The 14578-nt window shown below is 51.3% G+C and carries 2 protein-coding genes; both read left to right on the top strand.

Annotated features, from left to right (window positions below; all coding sequences use genetic code 11):
• Positions 1-610: 610 nt before the first annotated feature.
• The gene (locus KTO58_RS08505; protein WP_225860142.1) at positions 611-7396 is read left to right on the top strand and encodes a fibronectin type III domain-containing protein; all 6786 of its coding nucleotides are present in this window, start codon (positions 611-613) and stop codon (positions 7394-7396) included.
• A gap of 395 nt (positions 7397-7791) precedes the next feature.
• Positions 7792-14559 (top strand): fibronectin type III domain-containing protein, encoded by a 6768-nt coding sequence (locus KTO58_RS08500; protein ID WP_225860141.1) that lies wholly within the window; start codon positions 7792-7794, stop codon positions 14557-14559.
• Positions 14560-14578: the final 19 nt, after the last annotated feature.

Genomic DNA, 14578 nt, shown 5'->3' with positions numbered 1-14578 from the left:
ACAGTTTTATTTGCTATAGGATGGCCACAGTATCTTCCGGAATGGGCTACAGTGACGTGGGTTAGTACTTTTAAGAATATTATATATTACGTTGACAATAGGTCCGGGACCGGCTTTGCTAGACCGGCTTACAATAATAACGCTTTCACGACATCCTTATGAGGCACCCCTATTACTTTTTTGTTAACTTATTAGAAATTTATTTAAACTTTCCTTGTATACGATCACACCCCGTTTTTTACTCTTCCCGGCATTTTTCCATACGTTCACCAAATTGCATATGGGGAAGCAATTTTATTCTCTAAATTGCATCAGCTTTGTTTTATGTCATTACTAAGTCGCTCAGTCAGCCACACTGATCGTCAGTATACGAGGGGGCCAACACAAAGCGACATCTTTCCTAACCATCTTCCTGTAAAGAACCTCAAAGTTTACCAAGTGATATAGACTGGTCAAGCAGCTATAATACCTGTCAGGCTTTTTTACTATCCTTTCAGCATGAAAATCTTCTTTGGCAGTATGCCAGACAGGATTTCCTGTGAGGTAACGCCTGCCTGTATAAACACCATTCTAATTATAAAACACCGGAGATACGCAATTCAGCATACATATGGTAAAACTCTACTCCTTTCTTCTGCTTTTCCTGGCAGGCCTACACACTGCTGTTGCACAATCGGTACTCAATCCAAACGATCCGATCGTGCCCTACAACTCGGCAAAACCACCTACCGAACCTCAATGGGGACAAATAGGTAAATGGGTAGTCGCCAATCCAAGCCGGCTTAACTGGGCTTCCGGCGCCCCTACCTACAAAAGTTACATCTACAAGGGCATGCAGTTCCGGCTGAAATTCCCGCGTAATTACGACGCTACAGGTACCAAAAAATACCCTGTTATCATATTCTTCCATGGAATAGGTGAAAAGGGCTCCAAATACGACAATGAATACCAGCTCTTCCATGGTGGAGAACTGCACCAAGGCAAAGTCGACAACGGTACCTTCGACGGGTTCCTCCTCTACCCGCAAAACCTCACAGGCTACTTCGGCAATAGCTATTACGACGCTATCGCAGAACTGATCAACAACTTTTTCGTACCGCAGATCAACGTAGACCCCTTCCGGATCTTCGTAGAAGGTCTCTCCGGCGGTGGTAATGCCACCTGGGACTTCATCCTGCGCTATCCCAAACTGGTAGCCGCCCTCGGCCCTATCAGCTCGGCTAACCTCTCCCTCAAAGATACTATCAACGTCTATAAATACACCCCCATCTGGTGGTTCCAGGGCGGTGTAGATCCCAACCCGCCGCGTAACATCTCCGAACAAGTATATGCCGCCGCCAAAGCAGCAGGCGCCAATATGAAACTCAATGTATACGAAGGAAAAGGCCACGCTATCTGGTACAACGCCTGGGGCGAAACCGACTACTTTCCCTTTGTGAACAGAGCCTACAAGTCAAACCCCTGGCCCTTATTCGGCCGCACCGAATTCTGTCCTAACGACACCGTAAAAGTAACATTAGGACTGACCGCAGGCTTCGATGCCTACGAATGGCGTAAAGATGGACAACTCATCAGCACCGCTACCACTAATACCCTGGATGTGACCGAGCTAGGTACCTACGATGCCCGCGTAAAAAGCGGATCCCTCTGGTCCCAATGGTCACCTATCCCCGTTCAGATCAAAACCAAAGGTGGCACCGTCAGCCCTGATATCGCCACCGATGGCCTCCAGAGCGTGGTACTCCCTACACCGGAAGGTAAAGACAGCGTAGTACTGCAAGTACCCGATGGCTACACCTCCTATGTATGGAAAAAAGTAAATGACAACGCTACCCTCAGCACCACCCGCACCCTCACGGTAAGACAACCGGGGCAGTACGTGGTGAAAGTAACCGAACAATATGGTTGCTCCAGCGACTTCTCCACTCCCTTCCGCGTCGTACCTGCCAACGGTAGCCAGGCGCCCGATGCCGCTAGCAGCGTAATGGGTACCGCATTGTCTAAAACATCCGTACAGCTGAACTGGAACGAGCGCCCTAATCCTACCTACAACGAAACCGGCTTCGAAGTATATCGTGCCACCACCGCCGGCGGCCCCTATACCCTCGCTGCCATCGTTAACGCAGATATCCTCACTTATACCGATAACGACCTCTCACCGGGTAAACAATACTTCTACGTCGTACGCGCCGTAAATGCAAATGGCGCCGCCTCCCTGAGCAACGAAGGCGCTGTCACCACGCTGTTGGACCGCCAGCCACCTACCCCTCCGGGCAACCTGAAAGTAGATCGCTCCACCGCCAACGCCATCTACCTCTCCTGGAACGCTTCCACCGACGATGTAGGTGTCGATAAATACGATGTGTATGTAAATGGCGTAAAAGCATACACCGTCGCCGGCGACCAAACCTCTTACATCGCGTATGGTCTCAGCCCCAAACAGGCATATTCCTTTACCGTAAAAGCCAGGGATATCACCGGCAACGTATCCAATCCAAGCAACCAGGTAAGCACGGCTACCGTATTACAAGGCCTGCGCTATAAATACTACACCGGCTCCTGGACCTCCCTCCCGGATTTCAATACGCTCACCCCCGTGATGACCGGCTACTCCGACAAACCGGATATCGCCGTAAGAACACAGGAGAGTAACTTCGGATTCCTCTGGGAAGGATTCATCCGTATACCAAAAACAGGTAGCTATACCTTCGAAACATACTCCGATGCCGGCAGCAAGCTGTATATCGGCAACTACAGCCATACCGCTACCGCCCTGGTGAACAACGATGGCGTACATGGCTCCGCCTACAAGGAGGGTACCATCACGCTCAACGAAGGCGTATACCCTATCGCGATCACCTACTTCGAAACTACCGGCTCCAAAAACATGCGGGTATTCTGGAAGAACACCGCCGCCGGTGTTACCAGCCGCCAGGAGATACCCATCACCTTCTACAACGAAGGCTTTACCATGCCAGCACAACCGCCGGCATTACCCAGCAATATCACCGCTACGCCGACATCTTACAATAAGATCACGCTGAACTGGGTAGACAACAGTAAGGACGAAACCGGCTTCGAAATATACAGGTCCACTAACCTCGCCGGCCCTTACGATATCATCGCCACCACCGCCGCCAACAAAACATCATATGTAGATAGCTCACTGACGCCACAAACCGCTTATTACTATAAGCTCAAAGCGGTAAATAAATACGGTGACCAGGGCTTCAACTTCGCAGAACAGGATGGTCTCCGCTACGACTACTACGAAGCCACCGACTATACCGTACTGCCCGACTTCACCACCATCACACCGGTGAAGAGCGGCAACGTAACAGATATATCCCTGAGCATCCGCAGCCGCGAAGACAAATTCGCACTCAAGTTCTCCGGCTATATCAACCTGACCAAAGCAGGAGAATACACCTTCTACACCTCCTCCGACGATGGTAGCAAATTGTACATCGACGGCTTCGACAACGCCCACCTGGTAGTCAGCAATGACCACACCGGCAGCGCGGTAGAACGCTCCGGCAAAGTCACCCTCACCGAAGGTAAACACACCATCTACGTCACCTATTTCAACCGCACCGGCGGCAAATCACTGGTGGTAAGATACCTCGCCCCGGGTGGCATAAAAGCAACCGTTCCGAACACCATATACGGTAACCAGCAGATGACAGCCACCACACTGCCCCTGCCTATCACTCCCGTAGCGCCGTCCGAACTGGCAGCCACTCCTGTAGCCGGCAACAAGATCAGCCTGCAATGGAAAGACAATGCCAACAACGAGACCGCTACAGAGATCTACCGTTCTTCCAACAATAACAACAACTACATCCTGCTGGCTACCCTGCCTGGCAACATCGCAGCCACCGGTACTTTCACCGATTCCCTGCTCTTTGCCAATGCCGTATACTACTATAAAGTGCGCATGAAAAATGATGGTGGTATCTCTACCTTCTCCAACGAAGCCCATACCACCACCCTTAACAACGCACCGGTACTCGCCAGCATCGCCAACCGCAAAATGCGTTTCGGCACACAATGGCAATTGACCATCAACGCAACAGATGCAGATGAAGAGCCACTGACGATCTCCACGGTCAACCTGCCGGCTTTTGCCACACTGGCCGATCAGGGCAACGGTAAAGGTATCATCACCTTCAACCCCGCTGCCACCGACCAGGGCATATACGCCGACATCCAGGTGAAAGTGACCGATCAGCATAATGGCGTAGCTACCCGCAGCTTTACCCTCACCGTAGACGATAACTACGAACCGGTGATCAGCCCCGTTAGCAACGCCTCCCTGGCAGAGAAAACAACCAGTCAGCTCACCATCACCGCCAATGACCTCAACAGCGCCGATGTACTCACCTGGAGCACCACCGGTCTGCCTTCCTTTGCTACTTTAAGTACAAATGGTAACCAAGCCACCATACAACTTGCTCCGGGTTATGCAGATGCCGGTGTATACAATGTAACCGTGAAAGTAGATGACGGCAGAGGTGGTATAGACACTAAACAGTTCACTATTACAGTAACGGATGTAGTGTCTGATTATAAAGTATATATCGACTTCAGCGACGGTGGCACCGTATCTTACGCGCCCTGGAACGCTACCAATAAAAAACCTGCCCTGAACGATGTGCTGAGTGATTTCAAAGACGACAAAGGCGGCATCAGCGGCATGGGCATCAAAGTATTGACAGCCTGGCAGAATGTAAATGGCGGATTGAACACCAACAACCAGGGCTATAGCACCTGGCAAAACACCGGCCTCTATCCTGATGGAGTGATGCAAAGCAGCTGGTGGACCAGCGTATCACAAAACTTCCAGCTCACCGGCCTCAAACCGGGTTATAAATACCAGCTTACCTTCTTCGGCAGCCGTTCTGGTGTTAGTGACAACCGTACCGCTACTTATACCGTAGGTACTGCGTCCGTAAGCCTGAATGCAGCCAACAATGCCACTAACACAGTAGTATTGCAGGACTTGTGGCCTGATGCTGACGGCAATATGACCATCAACCTCAGCCCTGCCGCCGGATCAGGTTTCGCTTATATCAACGCCCTGATCGTCTCGGGTAAATACGACGACCTGCAGGCCGCCGCCAAACCACGTAACCTGTCCGCCCGCATCCTCCCTGCCGGCATCCGCCTGAAATGGGATCAGCAGACCTTCAACGTGAACGCATATGAAGTGTATCGCGCCACCACACAAACCGGCCCTTACACTCTCCTCAATCCTAACGCAGCCAATGCGGCCGATACTGCCTACACAGATGCTGCTATCAATGGTGGAGTGACTTACTACTACGCACTCAAAGCGGTGAACAGCTATGGCGCCAATTGGAGCGATACCGTTACCGTAGCCGTACCTAACCGCGCTCCTGCCATCGCTGCGCTGCCTAACCTGAGCATTAAAACAGAAGCCACTCAACAGGTAGCGATCACCGCCACCGACGATCCAGCCGACGTCATCACCCTCAGCGCCACCGGCCTGCCTGCCTTCATCACCTTAACAGACAATGGCGGCGGACATGGCGTACTCAACATCGCCCCTGGCGCCAATAACATCGGCAGCTATACCATCACGGTAAAAGCCACCGACAACAAAGGAGACGCCAGCACACAAACTTTCACCCTCCGCGTCACAGATAAGAACGTGACCGCCGTATACGTGAACTGTAACGAAGTGACACCCGTAGGTGCCCCCTGGAACAGCTTCAACGCATGGCCTAACGCCGGCATCGCCATCAGCAACCTGAAAGACGAAAGCGGCACCGCCACCGGCATCACCATCACACTCATCGATCCCCTGTCCGGCGCCAACAATGTAGGGACCTCTACCGGCAACAACAGCGGCGTATATCCCGACGATGTGATGAAGACCTTCTTCTACGATATGAATGGTACTGCCCGCCGCATCCGCCTGAGCAATGTACCAACCGGTCGTAAATACAACCTCGTATTCTTCGGCAGCCGCGAAGCAGTAAGCGACAACCGCAACACCATCTACGAAGCAGGTGGCCAAGCCGTAACGCTCAACGCCGCCAGCAACACCACCAACACTGTTCAGATCAATGGTCTCAGCCCTGACGCCAGCGGCAACATAGACTTCACCATCAAACAGGCACCCGGCTCTTTTGCGGCCTACCTGAATGCCCTCGTGATACAGTCCTATGTAGACAACGGCCTCCCACTGTCGCCATCCAACCTGACTGCCGCTGCGAAATCCCGCAACAGCATTCAACTCAACTGGGCAGATAAATCCAGCAACGAAACCGGCTTCGAGATCTGGAGCACCACCGATGCCAACAGCGACTACTCCCTGGTAACCACCGTAGGGGCCAACGTCACCAGCTACCAGCATGATAACCTCACGGAAAATACCTTGTATTACTACAAAGTGAGAGCAGTAGCCGGTACCGCTAAATCCGATTTCAGCAACACCATCAGCGCCGGTACCCTGGCATATGGCGTGTACTTCAACTTCAACACCGTAAATCCGGCACCTGCTCCGTGGAACAGTACTACCGCACTCCCCTACCTCGGACAGACCATGAAACAACTGGTAGACGATGGCGGCAACCTCACCGGTATCCAACTGAGCGTGATAGATGCCTTCACCGGTACCAACCCGGCAGGTAAACAAACCGGCAACAACACCGGCGTATATCCTGACCTGGTAATGGCCGAGTCCTACTATGTAGAAGCCGGAGACACTGCCATCGTAAAACTCACCGGACTGGATATCTCCAAAGAATATTCATTCACCTTCTTCGGCAGCCGCGCCAGCGGTGGTACCAGGATCACCGGCTACCGCATCAATGGTAAAGCTGTTACATTGGATGCCAACGATAACATCAGCAACACCGTACAGCTAACCAAGATCGTCCCCGATCAGAATGGCGAACTCCTGCTCTACGTGTACGCGGTACCTAACTTCGGTTACCTCAATGCTATGGTACTCCAGGCATATCCAAGAGATCCGAATACCGTTACAGAAACACCGTCACAGTCCCTCAACCAAAAGGTAGCCAACAACAAGATCGCCGCCAGCAAACCGCAGCAACCATTCGGACAACCGGCTAAGATCGACGTACCGGTTACCACCGCTACCATTACCGTAACGAACGTATATCCGAATCCGTTCCAGTCCTTTGTATATGTTGCCTTACAGCAACCAAAAGATGGTGCAAGAATCATCATTCGCCTGGTAGACCTGAACGGCAGGCAAGTACTGGTAAAAGACCTAGGCACCAGAAGCCGGGGTGCATACAACGAAAGGCTAGATGTACCTTCCGCAGTGAAAGCAGGTATCTACATCCTGCAGGTAACTGCCGATAACACGCCTGTCAAATCAGTGAAGCTGATCAAACAGTAATGAACGATTGTATACAAAAGCCCCTGGTAGCAGACTGCTACCAGGGGCTTTTTCTTGCCCAACAAATTATGACGCTCCCCAAACGTTAATGTTGAATTTTCGACATTTTACCCGCCATTTCAAGCCATTTACCAGATCATGCTTCCCCTTCTGCCAAAAATTGCTACATTTGTTCCAATTATTCGGGACAAGGATATACCATGTACAGTCATGCACAACAAGCATGAGGCTCTGATCAATTACTACCTTGCCAACATTATCCTCCGCAAACCTTTATTTATAGCGTGGTGCTTTCGCTAGCCACCGTTATAGTTTTGCCATTATCCAGCTAAACCAGTTCAACTGTTGTTGTAAAACGACAGTAATAGTTCTGTGTACTTACCAAATAAGAATATATGAAGAAACTCTACTATTTATTAGTGTTGTTTTTATTAGCTGGATTTTCAACTGTATGGGGTCAAAACGTAATTGATCCCAATGATCCCATCGTAGAATACAATTCGTCTGCTCCTCCTGCAAGGCCACAGTGGGGACAAGTGGGCAAATGGGTAAGGACCAAAACGGTAAGTTGGAATACCAATTCTTTCAAAGCATATATTTATAAGGACATGCCTTTTCGGCTAAAATTCCCGAAAAGTTATGATCCCAGTAATCCTAATAAAAAGTATCCGTTACTGTTAGTGTTTCACACAGTCGCGGAATACGGTACCGTATATAATAATGAAAAGCAACTGAACGAAGCCGGTCAATGGCATATGGATGCCGCAGACGCGGGTAAGTTCGATGGCTTTCTGCTGTTCCCGCAGAGCCAGAACTCTTTCTTCGGCCCTTCACAATATGATATTATAGCAAGTTTCATATCTGATGTATTATTCCCTCAGGCGAACGTAGATCCTTATCGTGTGCTGATATCCGGGTTCTCCGGAGGCGGACAGGCGGCATGGAATTTTACCATTGCCTATCCTAAACTGGCTGCCGCCACTACTCCGCTCAGTGCTGCTAGTTTTGATTATAAAAAGTCGATCGAAACCCTGAAATGGATGCCCATCTGGTGGTTCCAGGGTGCTAAAGACCCTAACCCTCCTCCTACCATTGCCAGGGATGTTGCCAAAGCTATGGAAGATGCGGGCGCCAACATAAAACTGAATGTATACGACAATTATTTCCACCAGATATTCGCAGCCGTACGCCAGGAACAGGACCTGTTCCCTTTCTACCTGCGAGCTAATAAAGCCAATCCCTGGCCACTATTCGGCAAAGCGGAATTCTGTCCGGGTGAAACTGTCAGCGCTGTTCTGGGACTTACGCCCGGTTTTGATGGTTATGAATGGCGGAAGGACGGTCAGCTGATCCCAGGCGCCAACACCAACAGCATCACCGCCACTGAATTCGGCACCTACGATGCCCGCATAAAACGTGGCAACGAATGGTCGTCGTGGTCTCCTACGCCGGTGCAGGTAAAAGCAAAAGCGCCTACCGTCAGCCCCACGATCAGCGCCAATGGCCTCAGCAGTATTGTACTGCCTACACCAGCAGGAGCAGATACCGTTGTGCTGAGTGTTCCCGATAACTTTTATACTTACGAGTGGACCAATACCGCCACCAACGCCGTAGTCGGCAACAGTGCCCAGGTAACCATCCGTCAACCGGGTCAGTATGCCGTGAAAATGGCAGAGAAATTCGGTTGCGCCAGTGACATTTCCGCGCCATTCAAAGTAGCGGCTGCCAATGGTACACCAGCACCCGATGCGGCCAGTAGCCTGATCGCATCGGCCGTTTCCAAAGAAGCGATCGCACTTAACTGGAGCGATAAAGCCAATCCAACAGTCAATGAGACTGGCTTCGAAGTATACAGAGCCACCAGCGCAGGTGGCCCCTATACCCTGGTCGCTAAAGTAGGCGCTGACATACTCACTTATACCAGCACCGGGCTCAATCCCAATACCGTATACTATTACATCATCAGAGCGGTAAATGACAACGGTGCAGCGCCGGTAAGCAATGAGGCTTCCGCCCGCACCCAGGCGGATACACAAGCGCCTACTGCACCGGGCAACCTCAAAGCAGCCAGTACCAGTACGCCCAACTCCATCCTGCTCACCTGGACCCCCTCCAAGGATGACGTAGGGGTATACCAGTATGATATTTATATCAACGGAGACAAAGCCTACACCATCAGCGGTGATAAACAATCCTTCACCGCCTACGGCCTCGATTATAAACAAACCAACGTATTTACTATAAAAGCCAGGGACCTGGCCGGTAACGTATCTCCCGCCAGCAACCAGGCAGTAGCCGGCAACGGTGGCGGATTCACTTACAAATACTATGAAGGCTCCTGGTCTACATTACCCGACTTCAGCAAACTGACACCTGTTAAAACAGGCATCACTGCCCGCCCGGACATTACCTTACGTAATAAAGAAACCAACTACGGTTTCCTTTGGGAAGGTTTCATCCGTATCCCTGCAGCTGGCAGCTATACCTTCGAGACCTATTCCGACGATGGCAGCAAACTGTATATCGGCGGCTACAGCCCATCCGCTACTGCCCTCGTAGATAATGACGGCGCACACAGCGCCCAGTACAAGGAAGGTACCCTCACCCTGGAAGCAGGCGTTTATCCGATTGCCGTTACCTACTTCCAGTCCGGCGGCGGACAGGATATGAAGATATACTGGAAAAATACCGCCAACGGCGTGACCGATCGCCAGGAGATCCCTTCAGAGTTCTTCACCGGCGTACAACCAGCCGCTGCCAACACACCTAATATCCCCACCGGTATCAAAGCCACAGCCCAGTCTTACAAAAAGATCAATGTAAGCTGGACCGATAACAGCAATAACGAAACCGGTTTCGAAGTATATCGTACCACCGATCCGCTGGGTAACTACGAGATTGTAGGTAGCACCGCTGCCAATATAACCAGCTTCACCGATAGCCTGGTAACTGCACAAACCACCTATCACTACAAGGTGAAGGCTGTCAACAGCAACGGTGACAAAGGCTTCAGCATGACAGAATTCACCGGTCTGCAGTATGACTATTACGAACAATCTTCTTTTACCGCCATCCCCGACTTCAGCACCCTGAAGCCTGTTAAAAGCGGTGTGGCAGATAAGTTTTCGCTGGTATTACGCAACCGGGAATCACAATATGCCGTTCGCTATATCGGTGCTATCAATATCCCTACTACCGGCTCCTATACCTTCTATGTAAGTGCTGACGATGGCGCTAAGCTGTATATCGACGGTCTTGCAGAAAGCAACGTACTGGTCACCACCACCTGGCAACAAGGGGAAAGAAGCGCCAGCAAGACTCTGAGCGCCGGCCGGCATATCATCCAGCTGGCTTACTACGCCGCCGGTACGCCTAATTCTCTCACCGTACGTTATGCCGGTCCCAATATCACCAAACAGGAAATACCCGTTACCGCCTTCCAGTATAGCGCCAACCAGGCCACTACACCGGCCGTACCAGATGCTCCTGTTGCACCAGCCAATGTAAGTACTACCGATGTTTCCACTAACAAGATCGGCTTACAATGGGCAGGTGATAATACAGCGACCAACTTTGAGATCTTCCGCGCCAGCAGTGAAACCAGTCCTTATGTACTGCTCACGACCGTGCCAGCTAACGGCACAACAACCGCTGCTTATACCGACTCGCTGCTGCCGGCTAATACTACCTATTACTATAAAGTACGTGCCCGCAATGACGGCGGCCCGTCCACATATAGCAATGCCGTCAATGCAACGACACTCAACACTGCACCTGTACTCAATGAGATCAGCGGTTTCACCATGCGTTACGGTACGCAAAAAGTCATTGCACTCACTGCTACCGATGCTGATGGAGACGCCCTGACACTGTCAGCCAGCAGACTCCCGGCATTCGCTGCCTTTACCGACAACGGTAACGGAACAGGTACTATTACCTTCAGTCCCGGTGCTACCGATCTAGGCACCTATGCCGACATCGAGATCAAGGCCGCTGATGGCCACAACGGCGTAGCTACCCGCACCTTCACCGTTAAGGTGGATGATAACTTCCAACCAGTGCTGGGCAGCATCCAGAATGTGTCGCTGGCAGAAAAGACCCAGACACAGATCACCCTCAGCGCACAGGATGCCAACGCAACTGATCAGCTGACCTGGAGCGCCAGCGGCCTGCCCGCTTTTGCTACCCTGACAGGGGATGGTAACAACGCGACTATCAACGTACAACCAGGATACGGCGCTTTCGGTATCTATAATGTGAAAGTAAAAGTAGACGACGGCAGAGGTGGTATAGATGAAAAGTCTTTCACCCTCAGCGTAACGAAAGTAGATCCTAACTTCAAAGTATATATTGACTTCAACGACGGTGCAACACCCTCCACTGCGCCCTGGAACAATACCAACAAAAAACCAGCGCTGAATGATGTTTTCACCGACTTTAAAGACACTAACGGGAAGAACAGCGGCATTGGCATGAAAGTGTTGACAGCCTGGCAGAATGTAAATGGCGGATTGAACACTAACAATCAGGGCTACAGTACCTGGCAGAATGTAGGGCTCTATCCGGATGCCGTCATGCAGAGCAGCTGGTGGTCTAACAACACCCAGACCTTCCGGCTGACCAACCTGCCTGCTAATTTCAAATACAGCTTTACCTTCTATGGCAGCCGTACCGGTATCACCGATGCCCGTGTAAGCGCCTATACCATCAACGGTACCAGCGTAACACTGAATGCTACCAATAACCAGAGCAATACTATCTCGCTCAACAATGTATTCCCGGATGCAGGCGGTAATATCACCATCGACCTCTCCCCTGCGCCGGGCAACAGCTTCGCATATATCAATGCGATGATTGTAAATGCTACTTACGACGACAAGGTGGCTCCTGTTAAACCGACCCAGCTGAATGCACGTATCCTGCAAACGGGGATACGCCTGCGCTGGAACGACCAGGCTTACAACGAAGATGCTTACGAAGTATACCGCGCAGCAGAGAAAGCAGGGCCTTATACCCTGTTAAATCCCTCCGCGGCCAACGCCAATGACACCGCCTACACAGATGCTGCGGTAAGTGCCAATAAGACCTATTTCTACGCCGTAAAAGCCCTGAACACCTATGGTGCGACCTGGAGTGACACCATCGCTGTGACCGTACCGAATATCGCTCCGGTGCTGACCACCGTCACCAACGTAAGTATGAGAACAGATGCCGTACAGCAGATCGCCATCAAAGCAACGGATGATCCGGCAGATGTTATCACCCTCAGTGTAAGCGGATTGCCCTCCTTCGCTACCTTCACCGATAACGGTGGCGGTAACGGCTCCATCTCCCTGTCGCCGCGCAGCGCACACATCGGCAGCTATACCATCACCGTTAAAGCGGCAGATGATAAAGGCGGCAGCAGCACACAGACATTCACCGTACTGGTGACCGATAAAACACTGACCAGCATCTATGTAAACTGTAACGAAGTGCTGCCCGTGGGCGCGCCCTGGAACAGCTTCAATGCCTGGCCGAACGCCGGTGTTTCCATTGCCAACCTGAAAGACGAAAGCAATACGGCTACCGGTATCAGCATTACGCTGTTAGACTCCTTCTCCGGTGCCAACAACGTAGGTGCCACTACGGGCAACAACAGCGGTGTATATCCCGACGATGTGATGAAGACCTTCTTCTATGATCAGAACAGCACACCACGTCGTGTACGCCTCAGCAATGTACCTGCCGGCCGCAAATACAACCTGGTATTCTTCGGCAGCCGCGAGGCTGTGAGCGATAACCGTAACACCATCTATGAGGCTGGTGGACAGTCGGTAACCCTCAATGCCGCCAGCAATACCACCAAGACCGTTCAGATCAATGGATTGAGCCCTGATGCCAACGGCAACATTGAGTTCACCTTGAAACAAGCCTCCGGTGCATTTGCCGCTTACCTGAACACCCTGGTGATACAGTCTTATGTAGACAACGGTATACCATTGTCTCCTGCTAACCTGACCGCCAGCGCAGCTGCCAGAAGTACGATCCAGCTCGCCTGGGCAGATAAGTCCAGCAACGAGACCGGCTTCGAACTTTATCGTGCTACACAACGCGATGGAGCGTATAAACTGATCAGCACCCTGCCGGCCAATACCACCACTTTCAAGGATGGTAACCTGCCAGATAACGCTCTTTACTACTACAAGGTAAGAGCGGTAGCCGGCACACAAGCATCTGACTATAGTAATATTGCCGCTGCCGGCACCATGGCATATGGTGTTTACTTCAACTTCAACAGTGTAAACCCGGCCCCGGCTCCGTGGAACAGCACCAATGCGCTCCCCTACGACGGACAGCTACTGGACAATATCAAAGACGATAACGGTAATACTACCGGCATCGTGTTGAACTTTGACGAACGTTTCTCCGGCGCCAATCCTGCCGGCGCGCAGACAGGTAATAATACCGGCGTGTTCCCGGATATCGTGATGGCAGAGTCTTATTATCTCGACCTTGGCTTTACCGCCAAATTGCGTTTGTCCGGCCTGGATCAATCTAAAGAATACACCTTCACCTTCTTCGGCAGCCGCGCTTCCGGTGGTACCCGTGTAACAGGTTATACGATCAATGGCAGAATGGTTTCCCTGGATGCCAATGACAATACCCAGAACACGGTGCAGCTGGAACGTATACGACCCGATGAGAACGGGGAGATCCGCATACTGGTTTCCGTGGTGTCCAACTTCGGTTATCTCAATGCAATGGTAATGAAAGCTTATCCGGCTGATAAGAGTGCTCCTCCTGCAGCACCGGTAGCTTCCCAGCAGCTTAACAATAACAAGCTGATGGTCACACCTACCAAACCTTCCGGTGTAACACCAGTACAGGTGAAAAAGGAAGAACAGACGGAAGAGACACTGACGGTGACCAACGTATATCCTAATCCGCTCCAATCCTTCGTGAATGTATCTCTACAACAGCATAAGGATAATGCACGGGTGATGCTGAAACTGATCGATATGAACGGCCGCCTGATCCAACTGAAGGATCTGGGAGCAAGAAGCCGTGGTATCTATCTCGAACGCCTGGATATCAATAATACCATCGGTACCGGCATCTACCTGTTGCAGATCACGGTAGACAATCAACCGGTTAAAACGATCAAGCTGATCAAACACTAGATGGCAGGAACATCCAACC

Source organism: Chitinophaga pendula (genome assembly GCF_020386615.1).
In the GTDB taxonomy this organism is placed as follows: Bacteria; Bacteroidota; Bacteroidia; order Chitinophagales; family Chitinophagaceae; genus Chitinophaga; species Chitinophaga pendula.
Note: the sequence above shows the minus strand (reverse complement) of the source record. Positions and strands in the feature narration are given on the sequence as shown.

Coding starts and splice junctions, on each gene's coding strand:
- KTO58_RS08500 (WP_225860141.1), top strand. CDS start 7,792: ATGAAGAAACTCTACTATTTATTAGTGTTGTTTTTATTAGCTGGATTT.
- KTO58_RS08505 (WP_225860142.1), top strand. CDS start 611: ATGGTAAAACTCTACTCCTTTCTTCTGCTTTTCCTGGCAGGCCTACAC.